Source organism: Nonomuraea sp. H19, from assembly GCF_052068215.1.
GTDB lineage: Bacteria > Actinomycetota > Actinomycetes > Streptosporangiales > Streptosporangiaceae > Nonomuraea.
The window spans coordinates 218200-243250 of the sequence record NZ_JBQHCV010000017.1 but is presented as its reverse complement, the minus strand read 5'-3'; the positions used below and the strand labels follow the sequence as shown (position 1 = coordinate 243250).

Below are 25051 nucleotides of genomic sequence, written 5' to 3'. Positions count from 1 at the left end.
CTCTTACTCCTTCCGGGGAATTTTCCTGATCAGGCGTCCGGCCAGCCCGGCGAGGCCCGTCGGGGCCACGTACATCACCGCGATGATCAGCAGGCCGAAGATGACGCCGGGCGCGGCGTCGTTGATCTCCTGCGAGATGCTGGGCACGAACATCACGAACAGCCCGCCGAGCACCGGCCCCGCCATCGTGCCGAGCCCGCCCACGACCAGGCCCGCCAGCAGCGTGATCGACAGGTTGACGGTGAACGAGTCCGGCGACACGAACCCGATCACCCACGTGTAGACGCAACCGGCCGCCCCGGCGAACATCGCGCTCCAGGCGAACGCGAGCGTCTTGTAGGCCGACAGCCGCACGCCCATGACCTCGGCCGCCGTCTCGTCGTCCCGCACGGCGTGCAGCGCCCGGCCCACGCGCGACCGCAGCAGGCTGCCGGCCAGCAGGAACGCGACGACCGCGACGGCCAGGGCGAGGAAATACAGCCACTGGTCCTCGGCCAGGCCGCTCCAGGCGGGCGGCGCGGGCTTGACCAGCGTCAGCCCCATCGAGCCGCCGGTCACCTCCTCGAACCGCTTGAGCAGCGGCACCAGGAAGATCGCGATGGCCAGCGTCACGAGCGCCAGGTACAGGCCGCGCAGCCGCATGGCCGGCACCCCGAGCGCCAGCCCGAGCACGAACGCGACCGCCGCCGCGATCGGCAACGTCAGAGGGTACGGGAGCGCCCAGCGGTCGAGGAGGATGGCGGTCGCGTACGCGCCCACGGCGAAGAAGGCGCCATGGCCGAGCGAGATCTGGCCGGCGTGCCCGACGAGCAGGTTCAGCCCGAGCAGCGCGACCGCGTAGACCAGCACCATGGTGAGCTGGAAGACGTGGAAGGGGACGAGCTGGAACGGGGCGTAGCAGGCCGCCGCCAGGAGCACCGCCGCCGCTGCCCACCGCCGGCGCGCTGCGGGCAGCGTCCTGATGGAGGCCATCATGGATGCGGGTGCGGGGGGCGCGTCCGGCGCTCGCCGGGTCGCGTCCGCTTCCGTGGAACCGCTGCTCATGCCCGCTCCACCACCGCTCGCCCGAACAGCCCGCGCGGCCGGAACAGCAGGACGCCGAGGATGATCACCAGCGGCACGCCCACTTTGAGATCGGAGCCGATGAAACCGACATAGGCCCCGGCGAGCGTCTCCGCCACACCGACGATCACGCCGCCCACGACCGCCCCCGCCGGGCTGTCGAAGCCGCCGAGCGTCGCCGCGGCGAAGGCGTAGATGAGGACGCCGCCCATCATGTTGGGCTCCAGGAACAGCAGCGGCGCCACCAGTACCCCGGACACCGCGCCCACGGTGGCCGCGAGGCCCCAGCCGAGAGCGAGCGTCCAGCCGACCCGGATGCCGACCAGCCGCGCCGACTCCGGGTTGGTCGCCACCGCCCGCATCCCCAGCCCGATCTTGGTGTGCTGGAAGAGCAGGTACAGCAGCCCCATCACCAGCGCCACCACGCCGAGCACGCCGAGCGTCGAGAAGCTCATGCTGATCCCGCCTGCCTCCAGCGCGCCCTGGGGGAACGGGTTCGGGAAGTCCTTGATCAAAAAAGTCCAGATCCATCCGGCGGCGGCGTTGACGAAGATGAACAGCCCCACGGTGACGATCACCAGCGTCAGCTCGGGCGCGCCCTCGACGGGGCGGATGATCACGCGTTCGATGAGCATCCCGCCCGCGAACGACACGACCAGTGTCAGCGCCAGGGCCAGCCAGAACGGCAGCCCGGCGGCGGTGAACTGCCAGGCGATGTACGTGGCGAACATGGCCAGCTCGCCCTGGGCGAAGTTCACGATCCCGGTGAACCGGTAGATCAGCACCAGCGCCAGCGCCATGCTGGCGTAGATGGCGCCCGCGCCGAGCCCCTCGACGACCTGCTGCAGGAATCCGGCCATGCCTACACCCGGTATCCGAGGTAGGACTGCGCGACCTGCTCGTCCGCCCTGATCTGCGCCGCCGTGCCGGACAGGACGATCCGCCCGGTCTCCAGGACGTGCGCCTGCTGGGCGATGCCGAGGGCGAGATGGGCGTTCTGCTCGACGACGACCACGGTGGTCCGCTCCTCTTCGTTGATGGCCTGGACGATGCGGAACAGCTCCCGGGTGACCAGCGGGGCCAGGCCCAGCGACGGCTCGTCGAGCAGGAGCACCCGGGGCCGCAGCATGAGGGCCCGGCCGATGGCCAGCATCTGCTGCTCGCCGCCGCTGAGGCTGCCCGCGGCCTGCTTGAGCCGGGTCTTGAGGACCGGGAAGTAGGTGTGGATGCGGTCGAGGTCGGCGTCCACGTCGCTCTTGCCGCGCCGGACGTACGCGCCGAGCCGCAGGTTCTCCTCGACGGTCAGCGGCATGAACGTGCCGCGCCCCTCGGGCACGTGGGCGACGCCCAGCCTGGCGATCGCGTCGGGCGAGCGCCCGGTCAGGCTCGTCTCGCCGAGCCGGATGGCACCGCGCGCCTTGACCATGCCGGACAGGGCACGCAGCAGCGTGGTCTTGCCCGCGCCGTTGGGCCCGAGGATCGCGCAGATCTCCCCCTGGCCCACGCTCAGCCGCACGCCGTGCAGCACGCGGGCGTCGCCGTACCCGGCCACCAGGTCTTCCACCACCAGCGTGCTCATACCGAAGTCCCCAGGTACGCCTCGATGACGCCGGGATCGCGTTGCACCTCGGCCGGCGGGCCCTCGGCGATCTTGCGGCCGAAGTCCAGGCAGACGATCCGCTCGCAGATCCCCATGACGAAGCCCATGTGGTGCTCGACCACGATCACCGTCAGGTCGTACGCCTCCTTGATCGCCCGCAGCGTGTCCGCGAACTCCTCCACCTCGGCCGCGTTCAGCCCGTTCACGGGCTCGTCCAGGAGCAGCAGCCGGGGCCTGGAGAGGAGGGCGCGGGCCAGCTCGACCCTTTTCAGGGTCCCGAACGGCAGCCCGGTCGCCGGGTGATCGGCCACGCCGGTCAGGCCGAGCCGTTCCAGGACGGCGTCGGTGTCGGCACGTAACGCGCGCTCCTCGCGCCGCACGCCGGGCAGCCGCAGCGCCGCGGTGAGGAAGCCGGCGCGGCCCCGGTGATGCGCGCCGACCAGGACGTTGTCGCGCACGGACAGGCGCGGGAACAGGCCGAGGTTCTGGAACGTGCGCGCGATGCCGAGCCCCGCGATCCCGTACGGGGCCACTGTCGTCAGGTCCCTGCCCTCATACGTGATCGTCCCCGAGCCGGCCTCGTACCGCCGGGTCAGGCAGTTGAACAGGGTGGTCTTGCCGGCACCGTTCGGCCCGATGAGCCCCACCATCTCGCCGCGCGCCACCGCGAAGCCCACGCCGTCCAGCGCCGTGATGCCGCCGAAGCGAACGGTAAGATCGTGTACCTCCAGCATCCGGCCTCCTGGAGAACAATGTTCTGAACGTGGGCTCAGCGTAGGATTCGCTCCTCAACGGCCGCATTGGGCACGGTGACCCAAGATGTTTCAGGCAAGTTGTCCGCTGAGCACAGCCTGGGTCTCGGACCGGTTACGACCCGTTGACCGCCCGGCAATGGGCATGGATCATCCCGACATGTCAGGTGGTTCCAGCACGGAAACGCTCAAAGCGGTCCGTGTTCAGCGCGCACGCATCCTCTCCGAGCTGCTCGGCGACGTCCAGGCACTGGCCGACGCCGCGGTGGCGGCGCTGCGCGAGGAGATCCCCGCGTACGCGGCCCAAGGGCCGGACTTCCTCGCCGACGTGCGGGACCAGGTGGTCCGGCACTATCGCGCCAAGCTGGCCGTGCTGCTGGAGGAGCGCGAGGTGACCTCGCAGGACATCGCGTTCATCCGGCGGGCCGCGATGCGCCGGGCCAGGGCCGGGGTGGCGCTGGCCGACTACATCAACGCCTATCGGGTGGGCCAGCGGGTCTTCTGGGAGTCGCTGGTCGCGCGGGCCGGGCACACGCCCGCCGGGCGGGAGGCGGCGCTGTCGCTGGCGGTGCGCCAGATGCGTTACTGCGACTTCGCCAGCACGCAGGCGGCGAACGCGTACATGGAGTTCCAGCAGTACGCCGCCGCGGAGACGGTCCGCGAGAGCCGGGACCTGCTGGAAACGCTGCTGTCCGGAGGCACGCCGACGCGCGGCAGGGAGCTCGCCGCCGCGCAGGCGCACGGCCTGGCGCCGGACGCGCGCACGCCGCTGCTCGTGGTGATCGCGGTGCTGGTCGACCCGCCTTCGACGGCGGAGCCCGACCGGGGCGCCGAGGCCCGCCACGCGGCCTGCGCGGCGATCGCCAGGACCGGCGGCAACGGCACGCGCACGCTGTCGGTCGTGCGCCGGTCGGAGATCGTGGCGATCCCCGTGCTCGGCCCGGGCGCCGAGCCCGAGGAGCTGTGCGACCGGCTGCAGAGGGTGCTGGAGAGCCTGGCCGCCGAGGGGATCAGGCTGGCGATGGGCATCAGCACGGTGGCGGCCGGGACGGCGCAGCTCCCGCAGGCGTACCAGGAGGCCAGGACCGTGCTGGACTTCGTGCCCGAGGAGGGCGGCGTGGCGGCGCTGCCGCGGCTCACGCCGTTCCAGTATCTGGCGCTGAAGGCCGACGACACCGCCCGCCACCTGGTGGACCCGCGCATCACCGCGCTGCTGTCCGAGGACCGGGCGCGCGGCGGTGTGCTCACCGCGACGATCAGGGCGTTCGCCGCCGCCGACCTCAACCTGCGGGCCGCGGCCGAGCGGCTGCAGATTCACCCCAACACCGCCCAATACCGGCTGCGCCGGATCCAGGAGCGCACCGGGCGAAGCCTGCGCTCGATCAACGACCTCGTCGAACTGCTGGTCGCCATCGCGTTGCAGGACGCTCTGCCGACGACCAATGCCGGGCGGGAAAGACTGGGCACCGCGACCAATGAGGGGCGTGGGAGAGCCGACGTACGGTCTTCCCATGAACCTCGCTGACCGGCTCCACACCGCCGCCGGGCGGCTCGGTGGCAGAGCGGTTCTCACGCTGGACGAGGCGGAGCTCACCTATGGCGCGCTCGACGAGCTGAGCGCCCGCCTCGCGGGGCTGCTGCGGTGCCGCGGGATCGGCGCCGGCGACCGGGTCGCGATCATGCTGCCGAACGTGCCGGAGTTCGGCGTCGTCTACTACGGGGTGCTGCGGATCGGGGCCGTGGTGGTCCCGCTCGACCCGCTGCTGAAGAGGCGCGAGATCGCCGCTTACCTGGGGGACTGCGGGGCGCGGCTGCTGATCGCCTGGCACGCGTTCGCGGAGGCCGCCGAGGCGGGCTCCGCGGGCACCAAGGCGGACTGCTTCTTCGTCGTCCCCGAGGAGTTCCGCCGGCTGCTGCGCGGCGTGCCCGCCCAGCACGAGATCGCCGCCATGGGGGCGGGCGACACCGCGGTCATCCACTACACGTCCGGGACGACCGGCCGCCCCAAGGGCATCGAGCTGACCCACGCGAACCTGGGCGGCAACGCCGCCACGGTGGCCCGCATGCACGCGCTCGGCGTGGACGACGTGGTGCTCGGCGCGCTGCCGCTGCACCATACCTACGGGCAGACGTGCTCGCTCAACGCCACCGTGCACGCGGGCGCGCGGCTGACGCTGCTGCGGCGGTTCGAGTCGGGGCGGGCGCTGGAGGTGATCAGGCGCGACGGGGTGACGGTGTTCCAGGGCGTGCCGACGATGTACATCGCGCTGCTGGACCACCCGGGCGCCTCCGACATGTCGATGCTGCGCGTGTGCGCCTCGGGCGGCGCGGCGCTGCCGCTGGACGTGCTGCGGGCGTACGAGACCCGCTTCGGCTGCCAGATCATCGAGGGGTACGGCCTCAGCGAGACCTCCCCGGTGGCCGCCACGAACCGAGCCGGCCTCGGCCGCCGGCCGGGCTCGATCGGCTGGCCGATCAGAGGCGTGGAGATGAAGGTCATCGACGACGCCGGCCACGAGGCGCCGCGCGGTGAGATCGGCGAGATCGTGGTACGCGGCCCCAACGTGATGAAGGGCTACTGGAACGACCCGGCGGCCACGGCTGAGGCCATCCGCGACGGCTGGTTCCACACCGGCGATCTCGGCCGGCTCGACGAGGACGGCTTCTTCTTCCTGGTGGACCGCCGCCGCGATGTGATCATCCGAGCCGGCTACACCGTCTACCCGCGCGAGGTCGAGGAGGTTCTGTACGAGCACCCGGCGGTCCGGCAGGCGGCCGTGCTCGGCGTGCCGCATCCGGAGCTGGGCGAGGAGATCGAGGCCGTGGTGGCCGTGCGCGCACCGGTGACCGGTGGGCAGCTGCGGGATTTCGTACGGGAGCGGGTGGCCGCGTACAAGTACCCCCGGCACATTTCGTTCGTGGACGAACTGCCGATGAGCCACACTGGGAAGATTCTCAAACGCGCGCTCGACCGCCCGGCCGCTTCTCGGTGAATCTCGTTTGGTGAGACCGTTTGTCTTAGCTAGTAAGACATGCTCTAGAGTCTCCCGGCATGACACCTTGGGAGATGGCCGCGGTGCTGGCGGCCGGCGCGGCGGGCGGGGCCATCAACACCGTCGTCGGGTCCGGCTCGCTGATCACGTTCCCCACGCTGCTGGCCATCGGCCTGCCGCCGATCACCGCCAACGTCTCCAACAACATCGGCCTGGTCCCCGGCGGGCTGACCGGGGTCATGGGCTACCGCGCGGAGCTGAAGGGCCAGCGTGGGCGCCTGCTCCGGCTGGCCCCGGCCTCCGTGGTGGGCTCGGTCGCCGGCTGCCTGCTCCTGCTCAACCTGCCCGAGAGCACCTTCAGCACGATCGTCATCCTGCTGATCGCGCTGTCGTGCGCGCTGGTCGTGGCCCAGCCTGCGATCAGCCGGATGCTGGCCATGCGGCCGGGGCCGAGCTCCGGCGCCCACGGCGGCCTGTGGCTGTGGCTCGGCACGCTGGCGGCCGGCACGTACGGCGGCTACTTCGGCGCCGGGCAGGGCATCCTGCTCATCGGCCTGATGGGCATCCTCCTCAACGACGACCTGCAGCGGCTCAACGCGGCGAAGAACGTGCTCGTGCTCCTGGTGAACACGGTGGCCGCCGTGCTGTACGCGCTGGTGGCCGACGTCGACTGGCTCGCGGTGCTGCTGGTGGCGCTGGGCTCGATGGCGGGCGGCTTCCTCGGCGCCCGGGTCGGGCGCAGGCTGCCGCCCGCGGTCCTGCGCGGCGTGATCGTCTGCATCGGCGCGGCCGCCATCGTCAAACTCCTCATCGATTAGGGGGCTTTGCACGACAAATGAAAATCGTTACCATTATCGGCCATGCGCCTCGATCGTCGTGCCTTCCTCTCCTCCGCCGCCGTTTTACTCGCCGGATGTGCCGCCCAGCCTGCCCCCGGCACGGTGTCGTCGCAGCCCAAGAGGGGCGGGCGGCTCCGGGCGGCGTTCGCGGGCGGCGGCGCCCAGGAGAGCCTGGACCCCCATCTGGCCAACCTGTTCCTGGAGGCGTCGCGGTCCAAGGCGATGTTCGACAAGCTCGCCGACTACGGGACCGATGTGTCGATCGTGCCGCGACTGGCCAGCGGGTGGGAGGCGGACAAGAAGCTGAGCACGTGGCGGGTCACGCTGCGGGAGGCGGCCTTCCACGACGGCCGGCCGGTACGGGCGGCGGACGTGCTCCACAGCTACGCGCGCATCGCCGACGAGAAACGGACCTTCCGCGCCAAGGCGAACCTCGCCCTGATCGACATGAAGAACAGCCGCGCGGTCGGCGACCGCACGGTGGAGTTCGCGCTGAAGCGGCCCTACGCCGAGTTTCCCAACGTGCTGGCGGCCTTCGGCGCCTACATCGTGCCCGAAGGCGCCGATGAGTTCAGCCGGCCCGTCGGGTCCGGACCGTTCGCGTTCGTGTCGTTCCAGCCGGGCCGCTCGCTGCTGCTCAAGCGGAATCCGAATTACTGGGACGGGCCGCCGTACCTGGACGAGCTCGAATACCTGATCGCCAACGAGGAGTCGGCGCGGGTGAACGCCGTGCTCGGCGGGCAGGCCGAGTACGCCCACGACCTCACCCCGGCCACCGCCCGCACCCACCAGGACGGCGGCCGGATGGCGATCGCCCGGTTGGCCAACAGCGGCATGCAGGCCTTCGCGATGAAGGTGGACAGGCCGCCGTTCAACGACCCCCAGCTGCGGCAGGCCATGTTCCTGCTGGCCGACCGCAGGCAGCTGATCGACAGCGTGCTCGCGGGCGCCGGGCAGGTGGGCAACGACCTGTTCGGCAAGGACTACCAGTACTACGCGGCCGACATCCCGCAGCGCACCCCCGACCTGGAGCAGGCGAAGTGGCTGATCGACAAGGCCGGGGCGAAAGGGCTGAAGGTACAACTCGACACGTCGGCGGCCGCCAGCGGCTTCCTGGAGGCGGCGAGCGTCTTCGCCGACCAGGCCAGGCAGGCCGGGCTCGACGTCACCGCCAAGGTCGGCAACAAGGACACCTACTGGGCCGACGTGGTGAACAAGGGCGTCATCTGCTGCTACCGCTCCGGCGCCATGCCGATCGAGACGCACATCTCGCAGCGCCTGCTCACCGGCTCCACCACGAACGCCACCAAATGGGCCCGCCCCGAGTTCGACACCCTCTACGACCAGGCTGTCTCCACCCCTGACGAGGCCAAGCGCAAGGAGATCTACCTGCGTATGCAGCGCACGCTGCACGCCGAGGGCGGCTTCCTCATCTGGGGCTTCGCCGACTGGCTGCTCGGGACCTCGCCCAAGGTGCGCGGGGTGGCCAACGCCCCCGCGAACACCCTCGACTGGGCCCGCTTCGACAAGGTGTGGCTGGCTTGAGCCTGGCCCGCTACGCGCTGCGGCGGCTGCTGCTCGGCGCGGCGCAGGTCGTGGCGGTGGCCACGCTGGTGTTCGCGCTGACGGAGGCGCTGCCCGGCGACGCGGCCGTGGTGCTGGCCGGGGACATCCCGGACGAGGAACGCATCAACCAGCTCAGGCACGCCCTGGAGCTGGACCGGCCGGCGGTCGAGCGGTGGGCGGGATGGCTGGCCGGGCTGGCGCGCGGGGATCTCGGCGCCTCGCTGGTCTCCGGGCGCCCGGTGTCCGGCGTGCTCGCCGACGGCCTGCCGCCGACGCTGGTGCTGGCCGGGCTCACGCTGGTCCTGCTCGTGCCGATCTCGGTGGCCGCGGGTGTGGTGGCGGCGGTGCGGGAGGGCGGCCTGCTCGACCGGGCGCTGACCACGGTGACCGTCGGGCTTTACTCGATCCCGGAGTTCGCGCTGGGCGTGGTGCTGGTGGCGGTGTTCGCGGTGCGGCTCGGCTGGTTCCCGCCGACGGCGGTCGGCGCACCGCCCAATCTGCTCCAGCAGCCCGTGCTGCTGGTGCTGCCGCTCGTGGTGCTGCTGGCCAGGCCGGTCTGCTCGATCAGCCGCCTGGTCCGGGCCGGCATGATCGACGCGCTCGCCTCCGGGTACGTGGCGCACGCCCGCCGCCTCGGCCTCCCTCTCTGGCGGGTACGCCTCGCGCACGCGCTGCCGAACGCCCTGCTTCCCGGCGTGCAGCAGTTGGCCAGGACCACGGACTGGCTGCTCGGCGGGGTGATCGTGGTCGAGTCGGTGTTCGTGATCCCGGGGCTCGGCACGCTGCTGAACGACTCCGTCGCGGCCAGGGACCTCCCGGTGATCCAGGCGCTGTGCGTGCTGTTCGCCACGACCACGGTGGTGGTCAACCTGGTCGCCGATCTGGCGGCGTACCGGCTGGCTCCAGGGGCTTTCAAGTGAGGGGGCGACGGGGTGCGGGCGTCGTGCTGCTGGCTGTACCGCTGCTGCTGGCGCTGCTCGGGCCGTGGCTGGCGGGCACGCCCGAACCGCGCGGTGTCTCCTTCGCCGCCGTGCCACCGCTCGGGACGGACTTCGTCGGGCGGGACGTGTGGGAGCAGGTGCTGCTCGGCGGCCGTTCGGTGGTGCTGGTGGCGACGCTCGCGACGGCACTCGCCTACCTGGCGGGAGTGCCGATGGGCATGGCGGCGGCGCTGGCGGGGCGGCGGTGGGTGGACGAGCTGCTGATGCGCCCGCTCGACCTGCTGCTCGCGATCCCGTCGCTGCTGCTGCTCATCATGCTGGCCGCGCTGCTCTCGCCGGGCCCGGTGGCGCTGGTCGTGATCGTGGCGCTGATCGGCCTGCCCGAGGTGGTGCGGATCTCCAGGGCGGCGGCGCTGGAGGCGGCGGGCAGCACCGCGATGGAGGCGCTGCGGCTGCAGGGGGAGACCTGGTGGCGCCGGGCCGTCGGGTACGCCGGCCGGTCGATGCTCACCACGCTGGTGGCCGACGTCGGGGTGCGGCTGGTGGGCGCGCTCTACCTGGTGGCCTCGGCGAGCTTCCTGGGCGTCGGTCTCGCGCCGGACGCCAGCGATTGGGCGGTCATGGTCGACCGCAACAGGACGGGGATGTTCCTGCAGCCGTGGGCCGTGCTGGTGCCGGCGTTGCTGATCGTCGCCCTGTCGGTGGGCCTGAACCTGACGTTCGACCGGGCGAGGAGGCGGTGATGCTGAAGGTCACGGGGCTGCGGGCGGAGGTGGACGGGCGCGCGCTGGTGGACGGCGTGTCCTTCGAGCTGGGCGCCGGTGAGGTGCTCGCGCTGGTCGGCGCCTCGGGTAGCGGCAAGACCACCACGGGGCTGGCCCTGCTGGCCGAGCACGCCCCCGGAGTGCGGATCTCCGGAGAGGTACGCCGCGCGGCCGGTGCCGTGGCCTACGTCCCGCAGCATCCATCCAGCGTGCTCAACCCAGTGCGGCGCGTCGGCGGCGTGCTGCGGGAAGTGGCACGACACCAGGATGCGCGGACTGCCGACGAGCGCGTGCTGACGGCGGCGCGACGGGCGCGGCTGCCGGTCGAGCTGCTGGACCGCTACCCGCACCAGCTCTCCGGCGGCCAGCAGCAGCGCGTCGTGCTGGCCCAGGCGCTGCTGCTCGACCCGATCCTGATCGTCGCGGACGAGCCGACGACCGGACAGGACGGCCTCATCCGGGCAGAGGTGATCGAGGAGTTCCGCGGGCTGCGCGCGCAGGGCATCGCCCTGGTGCTGCTCAGCCACGACCTCGCCATGGTCCGCGCGCTGGCCGACCAGGTGGCGGTGATGCACGCGGGCCGCATCGTGGAGTGCGGCCCCGCCCAGGCCACGCTGGACGCGCCGCGGCACGACTACACCAGGCGTCTGCTCGCCGCCGCCCCCAAGGCTCCATCGCCGCTCACTGCCCGCCCTCATCCCACGGTGCCAACCGGCGCGGGCAACATGCCCCCGCTGCTGGAGGTGCGGGACCTGGTGGCCGGGCACCGGCGCGCGCCCGTACTCAAGGGAGTGAGCCTGAGCGCCACGACCGGGGAGTGCCTGGCCGTTGCCGGCCGATCGGGCAGCGGCAAGACCACGCTCGCCCGCTGCGTCGCCGGCTTGCACCGGCCGGTCGCCGGCACGGTGACCCTGGCCGGCCGGCCGCTCCCCCACCATCTGTTCAGGCGCGGCCGCGACGTCCAGTACGTCTTCCAGGACGCCAGGGCCTCCTTCGACCCGTACCGGAGCGTATCCGCCCAGGTCGCCCGGACGGCCGTACGGCTGCGCGGCGCCACCGCCGGCGAGGCCGCACGGCAGGCCCTTGCCATGCTGAACCGGGTCGACCTCGACGAGCGCACGGCGGGACGCCGCCCGGCGGCGCTGTCGGGCGGCGAGCTGCAACGGGCCGCGCTCGCCCGCGCCCTGCTCGCCGAGCCGAAGGTGCTCATCTGTGACGAGATCACTTCCGGCCTGGACACGCTCGTCCAGGCCGCCATCCTCGACCTGCTCGATGAGCTCCGCCGCGACCTCGGCCTCACCCTGCTGCTCATCAGCCACGACCCGGACGTGGTGGCCAGGCTCGCCGACCGCGTCCTGGCACTCGACCACGGCCGGCTCACCTCGGAGGAGACGACATGAATCCCTACACCGTCCGTCCGGCCGCGCCCCACCACCTCGACGGCGCGCGGCGGGTCATGCTCGACACGTTCTACCGCGAGTTCGGCTACGGCTACCAGCCGCGATGGCACTGGGACGTGGTGAACCTGGAGGGCACGTACCTGCTGCCCGACAGGCACACGCTGATCGTGGCCCTGCATGGCGAGGACGTGGTCGGGACCACGGCCGTGCGCGCCCACGGCCCCAAGAGCCCGCCCCACCCGGACTGGCTGGCCAGGCTCTATCCGGACGAGTCCACGGCGCAGCTCTTCCGCGTGTACGTGGATCCCGCTCACCGCAGGCACGGTCTGGCCCGCGAGATGGTGCGCCAGGCCTGCCGCTTCGTCGCGGAACGCGGCGACTACGGCTCCCTTTACCTGCACACCGACACCCGTGTCCCGGGCGCGGAGGCGTTCTGGCGCTCGCTGGCCGAGCCCGTCTACGACGACCGCGACGGCGACCCCGGCAACTTCCAGACGCTGCACTTCGAACTCCCGCTGCCCGTCCGGGCGTAGTCAGCCGGTCAGCCCGGCGAGGAAGGCGAGGGGGATCAGCGCCACCGTGAGCCCGGCGGCCCACCAGCGGGGCGCCGGCCCGTCTTTCAGCGCGGCGACGCCGAGAGGCACCAGGGCAACGGCGAGCCCGAGGAGCGCGACCAGCGAGATCGGGTCGCTGCTGCCCTTGAGCACGCCCAGCGGCAGTCCGGCCGCGAGTCCCAGGGCGACGCACCTCACCGCGCCGAGGGCCTTGGCCAGGTAGGCGCCGATCGCCAAGACGATCCAGCCGCCCATGATGCAGACGTTGACCGCCTTGAAGATGTGGAAGGCCCCGTACGTGCCGGCTACCGCTTTTTGCGCCGCCTCCAGGCCGAGGGCGTCCACAAGCTGGAAGGCCAGGTGGCTGACGCCGGCGTGGAAGACCCGGCCGAACAGCCCGAGGACCACCAGCGTCGCGCCCCACCTCGCCCAGCCGGGATGCGTCGCCCCGATCAGCCGGGCCAGCGCCGTCACCGCCGGCCACAGCAGCACGACGCCGGCCGTGAACAGGCCGTAGGAGAGCGCCATCCGCTCCGGTGCGGCGGCGTACGCGGCGAGCTGGCCGGGGAAGAAGTCGTCCGCCCCCATCCGGGCGAGCACCCCGGCGAGCAGCAGCAGCGGCCCGAGCATGAGCCCGGTCCCCTCGACCCAGCGGCCGGGGAGCGTGACCTGGCGAGACTCTGTGATCGTCATGCCACCGATTGAAGCGGCGGGCAGGCAGCGGCGCACGGGCGCTGCCGCGAGAACCGGAGGTATACCCAGCACTACGACGCGTCTTCGATAGCCTGCGTAGTTTGATACGAAATTTTGCGACAGAAGGGACCGAGCCTGTGCTCGACGATGTCGGCCTCCAGGCGCTCCGTGAGGCAGCGCGCCTGTCTCCGGACAATCTTCCCCTTCGGCGGCATCTCGCCGACCAGCTCCTGACCAAGGGGTACCTCGCCGAAGCCGAGGCCGAGTTCCGCGCCGCGCTCGTGCTGGCCCCCAAGGACACGGACGTCGTCGCCGGGCTGGCCGAGGCGTTCGTCCGGCAGAGCGCCCATGGAGAGGCGCTGGCGGCGCTCGAACCGTTCCTGGCCAACTTCCACGCTTACCCGCCGCGGATGGGGATTCTCGCGGCCAGGGCGCTGCTCGGGGAGGGTGAGCAGGGGAAGGCGGCCTACCGCTACTACGAGGCGATCTCCCGCGATCCGTCCCTCGCCGACCCCGAGCTGGCCGAGCGGCTGCCCATCCCGATCGTGCCCTCCAAGTCCGCCCCAGCGGCCCCGCCCGCGCCCGCCGCTCCCGCGCCGGCGTACGCCGCCCCGGCGGGCGCGCCGGCGCCCCCGGCTCCCGACTCCGCGCCCGGCGGGGCGGAGGTGGAGCGGTCGAAGCACACCTTCGCCGACGTGGCCGGGATGGAGGCGGTCAAGGAGGCCTTGCGGGTCAAGCTCCTGCTGCCGATCCAGCAGCCGGAGCTGTTCGCCGCGTACGGCAAGCGCGCCGGCGGCGGCGTCCTGCTGTACGGCCCGCCGGGAGCGGGCAAGACTCACCTGGCCAGGGCCGCGGCCGGCGAGCTGGGCGCGTCGTTCGTCAACGTCGGCCTGGCCGACATCCTCGACATGTACGTCGGCTCCAGCGAGCGCAACCTGCGCGCCACGTTCGACCTGGCCCGCCGCAACCGCCCGTGCGTGCTGTTCTTCGACGAGGTCGACGCGCTGGCCGCGCGCCGTTCCGACATGCGCCAGGCGCACACCAGGCAACTCGTCAACCAGTTCCTGGCCGAGCTCGACGGCGTGGACCAGGACGCCAACGAGGGCGTCCTGGTGCTGGCCGCCACGAACGCGCCCTGGTACATCGACGTGGCCTTCCGCCGCCCGGGGCGCTTCGACCAGCTCGTGTTCGTGCCGCCGCCGGACACCGCGGCGCGGGCGGCCATCCTGCGCATCCTCTGCCGCGACAAGCCGCTGGCCGAGATGGACTTCGACGCGGTGGCACGGGCCACGGAGCACTACGTCGGCGCGGATCTGAAGGGCCTGGTGGACCGCGCGGTGGAGGTCAAGCTCCAGCAGTCGATCAGCGCGGGCCGCGCCATCCCGTTGTCCACGGCCGACCTGCTGGCCGCCGCCCAGGGCATCCGGCCCTCCTCCGTGCGCGAATGGATGGCAACCGCCCGGAACTACGTGCTGCACGCCAACGAGTCAGGCGCGTGGGACGAGCTGATGCCGTGGATCAAGGCCAAATGGTGAAAATCGACCAGTCGCTCGATCGGGCGAAGATGCTGCTGCGGCTGCAGCGACCGGCCGACGCCGAGCGGGAGCTGCGCGGCGTGCTCGCCGTCGAGCCGCAGCAGGACATGGCGCACTGCCTGCTGGCCATCGCCCTGGTCCATCAGGGCCAGGCGGCGGAGGCGATGGTCATGGCGCGGGAGGCGATACGCCTGGTGCCGGATCACTGGTATCCGCATTACGTGGCCGGGCAGGTGTTCTACCGCATCGGCCTGGCCGACCCGGCGATCGCCGCCGCGAAGGAGTCACTGGCGCACTCCACCGAGGAGACGTCGACGTGGGAGCTGCTGGCCCGCGCCCACATGATCAAGGGACAGTGGCGTGAGGCGGCGGATGCGGCCCAGCGCGGGCTGGCCCTCGATCCGCAGGTGTCGGACCTGGTGAGCCTGCTGTCGATGGCCCACACCAAGCTCGGTGAGGCCGGACCGGCCAGGGCCGCCGCCGCGCACGCCGTACAGCTGGACCCGGAGAGCGCCACCGCGCACCTGGCGGCCGGCCGGGCGGCGCTGGCCTTCGGCGACCCCAAGGCGGCCGCCGACTCCTTCCGCGAGGTGCTCCGCCTCGACCCCGGCTTCGGCCCCGCCAGGGATCTGCTGGTGGCGGCGCTCAAGCAGCGCAACCCGCTGCAGCGGATGCTGTCGAACCTGCGGCGCCGGTACCGCGGCGGCGGGCGGATGGTGTTCCTGCTGCCCGCGGTCCCGCCGCTCATCGCCGTGTTCGTGCTCATCGCGCTGCTGCACTGGGCGGCGTGGGTGGGCGAGACGGTGACCGTGCTGCGGCTGGCCCGGGCCAAGGCCACCCGGCTGCTCTTCGAGGGCTCCGAGGCCCGTGTGGCCATGGCGTGCTGCGCCCTGCTCCTCGCCGGAGCGGGGGTGCTCGCGCTGGGCATCGCGCTCGGCCATGAGGCGGTCGGCACCGCGGGCGTGGCGGTCATGGCTCTGGTCACCCCCGTGCAGGAGGCCACGCACACCGGCTCGCCCCGCGGCCGCAAGGTGCTCTACGGGTGGGCGGGGCTGCTGGTCCTGGCCATCGCGGCGGCGGTTGTCGCGGGCTCGCCGGCCGTCGCGTTGCTGAGCGTCTACGCCGGGCTTGGCACGATCTGGGTAGCGGCGGGCGTACGACGCTTCTTCCTCGACGGCCCCGCAGCCGAGCTGTAGCTCACGCGCGGTCCGGGAGTGGGCGGCGGGCGATGGCGCGAGCCTCCTCGTGGCCCATCCCGAACATCCGCAGCAGTTGCTCGGCCAGCTCGTCCGGCGAGTCCTCGGTCACGAGGTCCGGATGCTCGAGCCAGAGCTGCAGGAACCCCAGCAGCGAGCCGCCCGCCCCGGCCAGCGCCACGTGCGGGTTGGCGATGTGGAAGCGCCCGGCCTCCATGGCGCGGTGGATGTCGCGTAGCGCGCGTGGCGCCAGCCCCTTGTCGGAGTCGAGGTACGGCAGCCCGGTGCGGGTCAGGACGCGGGCGATCTGCGGATGGGTCTCGACCAGCCGTCCGGTCAGCCTGACCGAGGCCGCGAACACCTCGGCCGGGTCCTCGATGTCGGCCGTGAGCTCGTCCAGCAGTTGCCCATGCTCTTCGAGCACGTCGGCGATAGCAGCGTGGAACAGCTCTTCCTTGCTGCCGAAATGGTTGTAGAACGAGCCGAACCCCACGTCGGCCGCCTCGGTCAGCTCCTGGATGCTGACCTCGGCGAGACCCTGGCGCGCGAGGAAGCCCCGGGCAGCGGCGATGAGCGCCTGCCTGGTGCGGGTCTTGCGCCGCTCCAGCCGGGACGCGGGCCTCTGAACCGACATCACAGGTCCGATCATAGCGGCTTGACAGATCCTTCCCTCATTTCTGATGATTTCATCATTAATGACCGTAGTATCAGAAGGAGGAGGTGGGCCGATGGAGAGCGCGCACGCGAACCTGCACAGCGAACGCGGGCCGCTCCGGGGCGAGCATCCCGGGCGATCCCGCGATCCGGTGATCAAGGTCATGGATCTGGCCTGGCTGGAGTTCGAGAAGACGGACCTGGTGCGAGCGGAGTCGTTCGCCCGCGACTTCGGCTTCGCCGTGGCGGCCCGTACGCGGGACGCCCTCTACCTGCGCGGCACCCTCCCAGGGCCGCACTGCCTGGTCGTCCGCCGCGGGCCCCGGTCGCGCTTCGTGGGCCCGGCGTTCCAGGCGGCCGCGGCGGACGACCTGGCGCGGCTGGCCCGGGCCACCGGCTCGGCGGTGCGCGAGCTGACCGATCTCGGCGGCGGCCGGGTCGTGGACCTGCGCGACCCCAGCGGCATCCCGGTACGCGTGGTGCACGGCACGGCGGACCTGCCGGCCCTGCCCGAGCAGCCACCGGTGACGATCAACGCAGGCGCCGCCCAGAACCGGGTCAACCGCACCCAGCGGCCCGCGCCCGAGCCCGCCCGCGTGCTGCGGCTCGGGCACGTGGTGCTGGAGACCCGGTGGTTCGAGCGGGCGCTCGACTGGTACCTGGACACGCTCGGCATGATCGTCAGCGACTTCCTGTTCCTGGACGACCAGCGCGACCGCGGTCCGACCATGGCGTTCGTCCGATGCGACCGGGGCGGCCGGCCCGCCGACCACCACACGCTGGCCATGCATCTGGGGCCGGGCGTGGGCTACGTGCATTCGGCGTACCAGGTGGCGGACATGGACGCGGTCGCGGCGGGCGGCGAATACCTGGCCGGGCGGGGCTACCGGCGGGTGTGGGGGGTCGGCAGGCACATCCAGGGGAGCCAGATCTTCGACTACTGGCGCGACCCCGACCGGCTGATGGTGGAGCACTTCGCGGACGGCGACCTGTTCGACCGCACGGTGGAGCCGGGCTGGGCGCCCATGTCCGCCTCGGGGCTGGCGCAGTGGGGCCCGCCGGTCACCCGCGACTTCCTCGGCACGAACCCCTCCCCCCGCCTACTGCGCACCGTCATGACCGCGCTGCGCGAAGACAACGAGATCGACCCGGCCCGGCTGCTGGGACTGATGAAGGCGATGAGAGCGTGAGCGTCAACGTACTGCGAACCGACGGCGCCTGGTGGGTCGAGCGCGATGGGCTCGCCCACCCCGTCGACACGGCCGCGGAGACCACCGCGGAGCTGCTGGCGGACCGGGCGGCGGTCATGAAGACCTCCGCGGCGGAGGGGGTGCCGGTCGAGGAGCTCGCGCTGCTGTCGCCGGTGACCACGCCCTGCCGGGTCGTGTGCCAGATGGTGAACTACCGCTCCCATGCCCGGGACTCCGGGTTCGATCCGGACGGCGTGCCGATCACGTTCTTCCGCAAGGCGTCCGGCTCGGTGTGCGGGCCGAACGACCCGATCGTGAAGCCGCGCCACGTGCGGCTGCTCGACTACGAGATCGAGCTCGGCCTGGTCATGGGCGCCCCGCTGCCGATCGGCGCGAACGTGAGCGACGCCGACCTGCCGGGATACGTGGCCGGGCTGGTGGTGGCCGACGACGTGTCGGCCAGGGACGTGCAGCTGTCGAAGACGCAGTTCTACGAGAGCAAGTCCTATCCGACGTTCACGCCGCTCGGGCCGCGGCTGGTGCTGCTGGAGCCGGCCGAGTTCGCCCGGCTGGCGGACCTGCGACTGCGACTGTCGGTCAACCAGGTGCTGCGCCAGGACCGTACCGTCGCCGACATGATCGCCGGGCCGGCGGCGGCGCTGACGGCGCTGGCCCGGTTCCAGGAGCTGCGGCCCGGCGACGTGCTGCTGACCGGCACGCCCGGCGGGACGGCGCTGAAGGCGCCGCCGAAGCCGGTGGAGCTGATCGGCTCGCTGCTGCCGCCCGCGCTGAAGTGGAAGATCTTCTTCGACCGGCAGGCGAAGGTGCCCGCCTACCTGCGGGACGGCGACGTCGTGACGGCGCGGATCGCGACCGGCGACGGCGCCATCGATCTCGGCTGCCAGCGCACGCCGGTGGTGTACGCGTGAACGCCGTCCCCGTCCTCATCGCGGGCGCGGGGCCGACCGGGGTGACGGCGGCCACGCTGCTGGCCAGGTACGGCGTACGCAGCCTGGTCGTGGACCCGCACCCGGACGTGTACCCGCTGCCCCGGGCGGTCCACCTGGACGACGAGGTGATGCGCATCCTGCAGGCGCTCGGCGTGGCCGAGGAGTTCGCCGCCATCAGCCGGCCCGCGCCGGGCATGCGGCTGATGGACGGGGACCTGCGGACGATCGCCGAGTTCCGCCGCGACCTGGCTCCCGGTCCGTCCGGCTGGCCGCAGGCGAACATGTTCGACCAGCCGGACCTCGAAGCGCTGCTCCGCGCCAACCTGGCCCGCCATCCCGAGGCCGAGCTGCGGCCGGGCGTCGAGGTCGTCGGCATCGACCAGGACGGGCGCGGACCTGTCCGGGTGCTGGTCCGTGACGTCGCCACGGGGCGGCGGGAGGAGATGCGGGCGCACGCGGTGCTCGGGTGCGACGGCGCCGGCGGGGTCACGCGCGGATTCGTGGGGGCGCGCATGCGGGATCTGCGCTTCGCGGAGCGGTGGCTGGTGCTGGACGTGCGGAGCGCCAAGCCGCTGGATGTGTGGGACGGCATCCACCAGGTGTGCGATCCGGTACGTCCGGCGACGTTCATGCGCATCGGGCCCGACCGCTACCGGTGGGAGTTCCGGGTGCGGGCCGGCGAGACGGAGGCCGGGCTGACGGGCCGTGACACGCTGATGCGGCTGATCTCTCCCTGGACTCGGGGGGTGCCCGCGGACGAGCTGCGCCTGCTGCGGTCGACCACCTACACCTTTCGCGCGCAGGTGGCCGATCGGTGGCGGTCCGGCCGGGTGTTCCTGCTCGGCGACGCGGCGCACCTGACACCGCCGTTCATCGGGCAGGGCATGGGGGCCGGGCTGCGGGACGCGGCCAACCTCGCGTGGAAGCTGGCGCTCGTGCTCTCGGAAGGGGGCGATGAGCGGCTGCTCGACACGTACCAGGCCGAGCGGGCTGCGCACGTCACGCACGTGATCAGGCTCGCGATCGCCGTCGGGCGGGCGATGGCGGGAGGGCGCGAGCGCGGTGCGGCCGTACGGCGGCTGCTGCTCGCCCAGGCTGCCCGGATTCCGGCGGTCCACCGCCGCACCGTGCACGGCACCTCGCCGGGGCTGCGCCGGGGAATGCTGGTGAGGCGCCGGTCGCCGTTGGGCGGCGGCCTGGCGGGAACCTTCGCCCCGCAGCCGTGGATCGAAGTCAACGGGCATCGCCGGCGGCTCGACGACGTGCTGGGCGATGGGTTCGCCGTCATCACCCTCGGACCGCTGGACGCCGAGCTGGCCGCCCTCGCCCGCCGCCTGCGCGCCACCGTCGTCCACGTCCGGCGCCCGCACAACGGCGCGCCACCCGGCAGCCGCGCCCCGCACCACGGCACCCCATCCGACGGGCGCGGCCTGTCGCTCGGCGAGGGAGCTGAGCGGCGCGATGGGGCGGTGGTCGTGGAGGACCGGGCGCTCGATGGGTGGCTGCGGGGCGCGGGGGCGGCGGCAGTGTTGCTCCGGCCCGACCGCATCGTGCTGGCCGCCGCGCCCTTCCCCAGCCGGCCAAGGCCGGTAGGTGCGGCGATCGTGCGGGACGCGGCCGCCTGGTTGCCCCTCCTGCCACCCACCCGCACGCCCCGCGTCCACGACGATCAGAAGGAGCCACATGAGTGACCTCGTGCTGATGCGCAAGGCCGGTCAGCACATCGCCGAGACCGCGGCCCCCGTGCTGGGATTCACGCTGGTGTACGCCACCACCAACCGCCTCCCCCTGGCCCTGACGGCCGGACTCGCCCTGGCCGCGGTGGCTGCGGTCTACCGGTTCAGCCAGGCCCGCAGTCTCCTGCCGGCGGCCGGCGGGTTCGCCCTGACCGCGGGGGCGGCGGCCATCACCGCCCTGTCCGGGGAGGCCGCCGACTTCTTCCTCCCCGTGCTGATTCTTCGCGCCACGGTCGTCCTGCTCACTCCGATCATGCTGCTGCTCCGCTGGCCGCCGGTCGGCCTGGCGGCCGGAGTGCTCCTGGGCCGGGGTCTCGCCTGGCGGCGCTGCCCGGCGAGGCTGCGGGCGTACACGGTCGCCAATCTCGTCTGGGTCGTGGCCGAAGGCGCCCTCGTGGCCAACCAGGTCCGGCTCTACCTCGCCGACCGGGCCATGGCCATGGGCGCGTTCAAGCTTCTGGTCGAGGTGCCGGTTCATGTGCTGCTGGCGGTCCTGATGTGGGTGATCTACCGCCGCCTGACCCGCCGCCCCTGTGACTGCCACCAAGTCCGCGAAAACCACCAAGGAGAACGACCATGACGACCACCGTGACGTTGACCGGCACCGGCGTGCCGATCCCCTCGCCCGGCCGCGCGGGCGCGGGCGTCCTGGTCCGGTACGGCCGGATCGCCCTGCAGTTCGACGCCGGCCGGGCCACCGTGCTGCGCCTGACCGAGGCCGGCACCGGCCTGCACGAGCTGAGCGCGCTGTTCGTCACCCACGTGCACAGCGACCACGTGATCGGGCTGCCCGACCTGGTCATGGGGCGGTGGATCCAGGACCACGTGTGGAGAACCGGCCCACTGGACATCCACCTGCCCGCGGGCGAGGCCGTGGGTTTCGCCGAGCGCATGCTGGACCCGTACAAATCCGACATCGCGCTGCGCATGGAGCATGTCCAGTCCGTACCGCCCGAGCTGCGCCTGCATCCGTTCGCCTGCTCCGCGCGGCCGCGCGAGGTGTGGTCGCGGGACGGCGTCACGGTGGAGGCGGTGGCCGTGCACCACGAGCCGGTGCCCGACGCGGTGGCCTACCGCGTGCGCACTCCCGACGGGACCGTGGTGATCTCCGGCGACACGCGCGTGTGCGAGGAGGTGGAGGAGCTCAGCCGGGGCGCGGACGTGCTGGTCCACGAGGCGTGCCGGACGACGGCGCTGCACGCGGCCGTGGCCGGGACGCCGTTCGAGAAGATCTTCTCCTACCATGCGGACACGGTGGCGCTGGGCGGGCTGGCCGAGCGGGCCGGCGTGGCGCATCTCGTGCTCACGCATCTGATCCCGGCCCCCGAAGACGAGGACGGTGAAGCGGAGTTCGCATCGGACGTGCGTTCGGGTGGCTATCGGGGGCGGATCACCGTGGGCCGGGATCTGATGACGGCGACGATGGGCTGAACCGGCGCCGGCCATATTCACGTTCTGTGATAGGGGGTGACGCACAGGAGCATGCCACACTGTATTTGCGATCACCCCCCGTCTTCAGGAGACTCCGTGAAGAGGCCTGCGAAGAAGTCTTCGCCACTCGTGCTGGACCCCGTCCTGATCATCGGCACCACCCTGTCGGTCCTGCTCGGCGTGATCTTCTACGTCCGTGAGGACACCGCCCAGGGACTGGCGCTGCTGGCCGGGCTCATCGGCGGCGTCATCACGTTACAGGTGCAGACCCTGCTCAGAGAGAAGCGCAGGGTCGATCACGAGACCACCGTGGGCCAGCTCGTCTCCACGATCGAGAAGATCCCATGGCTGACGGAGCTGATGGTGCCCATCCTCCGTGCGGCCAAGCACGTGGAGCGCGAATACCCCGGCACCCCAGCCGTCGACGCCTGCCGGGCGGCGTTCGACGAATGCCTGCGCACGCTCACCGACCTGGAGCGGGGGCACTTCCGCACGCCCTACGGCGACAACGCGGTCTTCCAGCGCCTGATCGACCAGACGAAGCGCACCATGTGCGCCACCAGCGTGCCCTCGGTGGATCTCGGCTGGTGGCGCGAGCCGGTCGGCAGGCAATACTGGGAGGCCCAGCTCAATGCGCTGAAGCGCGGCGTGAAGATCCGCAGGGTGTTCATCTACCGCGAGTGGACCGACGAGCTCGACGAACTGGCGCGTGAGCAGATCGCCGCCGGGGTCCAGGTGCGCCGGGTGCATGTCGACCGGCTCCCCCCGGCCATGCGGGTGATCAGCGCCGTGTGGGACGGCTCGTGCGGCCACGAGCTCAGCTACACCGCCGCGGGCGAGGCCGTCTACGACACCTTCACGGTCTCCCCTCCTGATCTCGAACGGCTGATGACGCAGTTCGAGATGATCGAGAGGAACGCCGTGGAGCTGGATCAGCCGCGGACGCCGGACTCCGTCTCCTGAGCCCTTCGGCGGTCAGCATGGCGAGCGAAACCCACAGCAGCCCGAACGCCGCCCACCTGGCCGCCGGCATGACCTCACGGAACACCAGGACCCCGATCACGAACTGCACGACGGGCTCGATGAACTGCAGCATGCCGACCACGCTGAGCGGGATCCTCGTGGTCGCGGCGCTGAACAGCAGCATCGGCAGCATCATGACGAACCCGGAGCCGATGCCGAGGAGCGTGTTGGCCACGGACACGTGGCCGAAGGTGGCCTGGCCGGACGTCTGGATCACGACCGTGTAGACCACGGCGAAGGGAAACAGCACCGCCGTCTCCACCATCAACCCTTCGGCGGCTCCGGCCCCGACCCGCTTCTTGATCAGACCGTACGCGCCGAAGGTGGCCGCCAGGCCGAGCGCGATCCAGGGCAGCCCGCCGTACGCGACCGTGAGAACGGCCACGGCGGCGGCGCCCAGCCCGATCGCGGCCCACTGCCAGGCCCGCAACCGCTCGCCCAGGAGCGCCACCCCGAGCGCGACGCTGAGCAGCGGGGTGATGAAGTAGCCGAGCGAGGCGTCGACCACGTGGCCGCTCATCGTCGCCCAGATGAACAACCCCCAGTTGGCGGACGTCAGGACGCCGGCGAGGGCGAGCAGTGCCAGGTCGCGCGGACGGCGTAAGATCGCCGCCACCTGCCGGCGGCGGCCGATGGCCAGCACCAGGAGCCCGACCGCGACCGGCGACCAGAGCACGCGCAGCGCCAGGATCTCGACCGCGCCCGTGGGCTCGACCAGTGGCCAGTAAAGTGCCGACAATCCCCACAGCACGTACGCCGCCACGCCGAGCAGGACACCTTGCCGCGCAACGGACATCCATCCACAGTACGTGCTCGCCCTTCCCGTGATCGACCCGGTGCTCGGCCGGCCGCCCGGTCCCGGCGGCGGCAACGCGGCCGGGCGAAGGCCGGAATGTATGCGTGGCGTACCTGCCTGGTATGTGAATTGTCCCGTCCGTTTCTAACGTCTCCGGTGATCCCCAAAACGCCCAAAGAGAGGCGGTTCGCGTGAAAATCGGAAAGTTGAGCGACTGGCTGCTGGCCAAGGTGGTCCCGGAGCACTCGGCGCAGGCCGCGTGCCCGTGCTGGTACGAGGGCACCACGTGCCTGGTCCGCAAGTGCTGCACCTATGGCGCCTCCTGCGGTACCGGCGAGTCGTGCGGTCCCTGGCACTGCAACTGTTGCTGACGGCCACGTAGATGACCATGTTCGCGTGGACGGCCGGTCTCCTCGCGGTCGCCGGACTCCTGCTGGTCCTGCTGGTCCTGCGACGCCGGCTCGCCGTCGTCGTGGTGTCCGGCCTCAGCATGGAACCGACCTTCCACGCGGGCGACCGGCTCCTGGTCAGGCGGACGCGGCTGGCCCGGATCTCCGTCGGGGACGTCGTCGTCTTCGAGACGCCCGACTGGCTGGGCACCGGCGAGCCGCTTCCCCCCGAGCGGCGCTGGATGGTCAAGCGGGTGGTGGCGCTGCCCGGCGACCCGGTCCCGGACTCGGTCCGGGGCGTGGTGCCGGAGCCGCGGGTGGCGCCGGACCGTCTTGTCGTCCTCGGTGACAACCCGTCGGCCAGCTTCGACTCCCGGCAGTGCGGCTTCGTCGACGCCGGCACCCTGCTGGGAGTGGCGCTCCGCCGCATGTCCTGACCTAGTTGGAGGAAAGCTCCGTGGAGTACGTCGCCCTCGGCTGCCGCAGCCTGGTGGCCCTGCTGTTCCTTGTGTCGGCGGCGAGCAAGCTGCGCAGCAAGGGCGCGTACGCCGGCTTCCTGGCCGCCACCCGCAGGCTCGCGCCGTCGTGGCCGCCCTTTCGCGTGGCGGCCGCGGCCGTGGTGGCCGCCGAGCTCGCGATCGTGGTGCTCGTCGCCGTGCCCGGCACCGTACGAGCGGGATTCGCGCTGGCGCTGGGCCTGCTGGCGGCGTTCACCTGGGCGATCCTGGCCGCGCTGCGGCGGGCCGAGCGTGCCCCCTGCGCGTGCTTCGGCGCCTCCGACCGCCCGCTCGGCCACGGCCACGTGGCACGCAACCTCATCCTCATGGCCGTGTCCGCCCTCGGACTCCTCATGTACGCGCCCGTGACCGGCGACGTGGCGGCCATGCTGACCGCCGTCGCCACCGGAGCGGTCGCCGCCATCGTCGTGGCCCTCGGCGACGACCTGATCGACCTGTTCAGCCCGACTGCCTGACCTGGAGGTCAGCC

At 72.0% G+C, this 25051-nt stretch carries 26 protein-coding genes; 19 read left to right on the top strand and 7 right to left on the bottom strand.

From position 1 onward, the window contains the following. Positions 1-3 precede the first annotated feature (3 nt). The 4 genes from ACTMTI_RS33990 to ACTMTI_RS33975 are packed head-to-tail and all read right to left on the bottom strand — an operon-like array spanning position 4 to position 3396. Positions 4-1044 (bottom strand): branched-chain amino acid ABC transporter permease, encoded by a 1041-nt coding sequence (locus ACTMTI_RS33990; RefSeq protein ID WP_441124752.1) that lies wholly within the window; start codon positions 1042-1044, stop codon positions 4-6. After that, positions 1041-1922 carry a branched-chain amino acid ABC transporter permease gene (locus ACTMTI_RS33985; RefSeq protein ID WP_441124751.1) on the bottom strand — a complete coding sequence of 294 codons (882 nt, stop codon included), beginning with the start codon at positions 1920-1922 and terminating at the stop codon, positions 1041-1043. Before ACTMTI_RS33985 ends, ACTMTI_RS33990 begins: the two co-directional genes overlap by 4 nt. Positions 1923-1924: 2 nt before the next feature. Next, positions 1925-2641: an ABC transporter ATP-binding protein gene (locus ACTMTI_RS33980; RefSeq protein ID WP_441124750.1), complete on the bottom strand. Its 717-nt coding sequence runs from the start codon at positions 2639-2641 to the stop codon at positions 1925-1927. After that, positions 2638-3396 (bottom strand): ABC transporter ATP-binding protein, encoded by a 759-nt coding sequence (locus ACTMTI_RS33975; RefSeq protein WP_441124749.1) that lies wholly within the window; start codon positions 3394-3396, stop codon positions 2638-2640. Before ACTMTI_RS33975 ends, ACTMTI_RS33980 begins: the two co-directional genes overlap by 4 nt. 178 nt (positions 3397-3574) lie before the next feature. Between ACTMTI_RS33975 and ACTMTI_RS33970 the strand changes: the two genes are divergently transcribed. From ACTMTI_RS33970 to ACTMTI_RS33935, 8 genes are read left to right on the top strand one after another with little or no spacing between them, the layout of a single operon-like run. Next, entirely contained in the window at positions 3575-4939 is a 1365-nt protein-coding gene (locus ACTMTI_RS33970; RefSeq protein WP_441124748.1) for a PucR family transcriptional regulator, read from the top strand. Then, on the top strand, positions 4926-6407 hold the full coding sequence (locus ACTMTI_RS33965; RefSeq protein ID WP_441124747.1) for a long-chain-fatty-acid--CoA ligase: 1482 nt from the start codon (positions 4926-4928) through the stop codon (positions 6405-6407). Before ACTMTI_RS33970 ends, ACTMTI_RS33965 begins: the two co-directional genes overlap by 14 nt. A gap of 59 nt (positions 6408-6466) precedes the next feature. Next, complete coding sequence (locus ACTMTI_RS33960) at positions 6467-7225, top strand: sulfite exporter TauE/SafE family protein (protein ID WP_441124746.1); 759 nt, start codon at positions 6467-6469, stop codon at positions 7223-7225. Between the two features lie 42 nt (positions 7226-7267). Continuing rightward, on the top strand, positions 7268-8791 hold the full coding sequence (locus ACTMTI_RS33955; RefSeq protein ID WP_441124745.1) for an ABC transporter substrate-binding protein: 1524 nt from the start codon (positions 7268-7270) through the stop codon (positions 8789-8791). Next, entirely contained in the window at positions 8788-9732 is a 945-nt protein-coding gene (locus ACTMTI_RS33950) for an ABC transporter permease (RefSeq protein ID WP_441124744.1), read from the top strand. Before ACTMTI_RS33955 ends, ACTMTI_RS33950 begins: the two co-directional genes overlap by 4 nt. 23 nt (positions 9733-9755) lie before the next feature. After that, on the top strand, positions 9756-10496 hold the full coding sequence (locus ACTMTI_RS33945; protein WP_441124743.1) for an ABC transporter permease subunit: 741 nt from the start codon (positions 9756-9758) through the stop codon (positions 10494-10496). Continuing rightward, positions 10496-11917 carry an ABC transporter ATP-binding protein gene (locus tag ACTMTI_RS33940; RefSeq protein WP_441124742.1) on the top strand — a complete coding sequence of 474 codons (1422 nt, stop codon included), beginning with the start codon at positions 10496-10498 and terminating at the stop codon, positions 11915-11917. The genes ACTMTI_RS33945 and ACTMTI_RS33940 overlap by 1 nt, the downstream gene beginning before the upstream one ends. Next, positions 11914-12450 (top strand): GNAT family N-acetyltransferase, encoded by a 537-nt coding sequence (locus tag ACTMTI_RS33935; RefSeq protein WP_441124741.1) that lies wholly within the window; start codon positions 11914-11916, stop codon positions 12448-12450. The genes ACTMTI_RS33940 and ACTMTI_RS33935 overlap by 4 nt, the downstream gene beginning before the upstream one ends. Here ACTMTI_RS33935 and ACTMTI_RS33930 read toward each other — a convergent pair whose 3' ends face one another. Next, a complete protein-coding gene (locus ACTMTI_RS33930) occupies positions 12451-13164 on the bottom strand; it encodes a hypothetical protein (RefSeq protein ID WP_441124740.1) in 714 nt (237 codons plus the stop codon). A gap of 137 nt (positions 13165-13301) precedes the next feature. On the opposite strand from ACTMTI_RS33930, the gene ACTMTI_RS33925 reads away from it, so the two are divergent. Both ACTMTI_RS33925 and ACTMTI_RS33920 read left to right on the top strand, forming a co-directional pair. Beyond that, the gene (locus tag ACTMTI_RS33925; RefSeq protein WP_441124739.1) at positions 13302-14699 is read left to right on the top strand and encodes an AAA family ATPase; all 1398 of its coding nucleotides are present in this window, start codon (positions 13302-13304) and stop codon (positions 14697-14699) included. Then, on the top strand, positions 14693-15895 hold the full coding sequence (locus tag ACTMTI_RS33920; protein ID WP_441124738.1) for a tetratricopeptide repeat protein: 1203 nt from the start codon (positions 14693-14695) through the stop codon (positions 15893-15895). Before ACTMTI_RS33925 ends, ACTMTI_RS33920 begins: the two co-directional genes overlap by 7 nt. Position 15896: 1 nt before the next feature. Here the strand turns inward: ACTMTI_RS33920 and ACTMTI_RS33915 are convergent, their stop codons facing one another. Then, positions 15897-16529: a TetR/AcrR family transcriptional regulator gene (locus ACTMTI_RS33915; protein WP_441124767.1), complete on the bottom strand. Its 633-nt coding sequence runs from the start codon at positions 16527-16529 to the stop codon at positions 15897-15899. A 94-nt stretch (positions 16530-16623) separates the two neighbouring features. Between ACTMTI_RS33915 and ACTMTI_RS33910 the strand changes: the two genes are divergently transcribed. From ACTMTI_RS33910 to ACTMTI_RS33885, 6 genes are all read left to right on the top strand, one after another. Beyond that, entirely contained in the window at positions 16624-17739 is a 1116-nt protein-coding gene (locus ACTMTI_RS33910; protein ID WP_441124737.1) for a VOC family protein, read from the top strand. Then, positions 17736-18668, top strand: a complete 933-nt coding sequence (locus ACTMTI_RS33905; RefSeq protein WP_441124736.1) for a fumarylacetoacetate hydrolase family protein — start codon at positions 17736-17738, stop codon at positions 18666-18668. The genes ACTMTI_RS33910 and ACTMTI_RS33905 overlap by 4 nt, the downstream gene beginning before the upstream one ends. After that, positions 18665-20380 (top strand): bifunctional 3-(3-hydroxy-phenyl)propionate/3-hydroxycinnamic acid hydroxylase MhpA, encoded by a 1716-nt coding sequence (gene mhpA / locus ACTMTI_RS33900; protein WP_441124735.1) that lies wholly within the window; start codon positions 18665-18667, stop codon positions 20378-20380. Before ACTMTI_RS33905 ends, mhpA begins: the two co-directional genes overlap by 4 nt. Continuing rightward, positions 20373-21005, top strand: a complete 633-nt coding sequence (locus ACTMTI_RS33895) for a DUF3159 domain-containing protein (protein ID WP_441124734.1) — start codon at positions 20373-20375, stop codon at positions 21003-21005. The genes mhpA and ACTMTI_RS33895 overlap by 8 nt, the downstream gene beginning before the upstream one ends. Further along, positions 21002-21856, top strand: a complete 855-nt coding sequence (locus ACTMTI_RS33890; RefSeq protein ID WP_441124733.1) for an MBL fold metallo-hydrolase — start codon at positions 21002-21004, stop codon at positions 21854-21856. Before ACTMTI_RS33895 ends, ACTMTI_RS33890 begins: the two co-directional genes overlap by 4 nt. A gap of 96 nt (positions 21857-21952) precedes the next feature. Next, positions 21953-22819 carry a hypothetical protein gene (locus ACTMTI_RS33885; protein WP_441124732.1) on the top strand — a complete coding sequence of 289 codons (867 nt, stop codon included), beginning with the start codon at positions 21953-21955 and terminating at the stop codon, positions 22817-22819. On the opposite strand, the gene rarD is transcribed toward ACTMTI_RS33885, so the two are convergent. Beyond that, positions 22713-23675: an EamA family transporter RarD gene (rarD, locus tag ACTMTI_RS33880; protein ID WP_441124731.1), complete on the bottom strand. Its 963-nt coding sequence runs from the start codon at positions 23673-23675 to the stop codon at positions 22713-22715. The two genes, ACTMTI_RS33885 and rarD, sit on opposite strands and share 107 nt — an antisense overlap. 206 nt (positions 23676-23881) lie before the next feature. On the opposite strand from rarD, the gene ACTMTI_RS33875 reads away from it, so the two are divergent. From ACTMTI_RS33875 to ACTMTI_RS33865, 3 genes are read left to right on the top strand one after another with little or no spacing between them, the layout of a single operon-like run. Then, positions 23882-24046 carry a hypothetical protein gene (locus ACTMTI_RS33875; RefSeq protein WP_441124730.1) on the top strand — a complete coding sequence of 55 codons (165 nt, stop codon included), beginning with the start codon at positions 23882-23884 and terminating at the stop codon, positions 24044-24046. 11 nt (positions 24047-24057) lie between these two features. Continuing rightward, a complete protein-coding gene (gene lepB / locus ACTMTI_RS33870; RefSeq protein WP_441124729.1) occupies positions 24058-24501 on the top strand; it encodes a signal peptidase I in 444 nt (147 codons plus the stop codon). A 20-nt stretch (positions 24502-24521) separates the two neighbouring features. After that, positions 24522-25037, top strand: a complete 516-nt coding sequence (locus ACTMTI_RS33865; RefSeq protein ID WP_441124728.1) for a MauE/DoxX family redox-associated membrane protein — start codon at positions 24522-24524, stop codon at positions 25035-25037. The last annotated feature ends 14 nt before the right edge of the window (positions 25038-25051 follow it).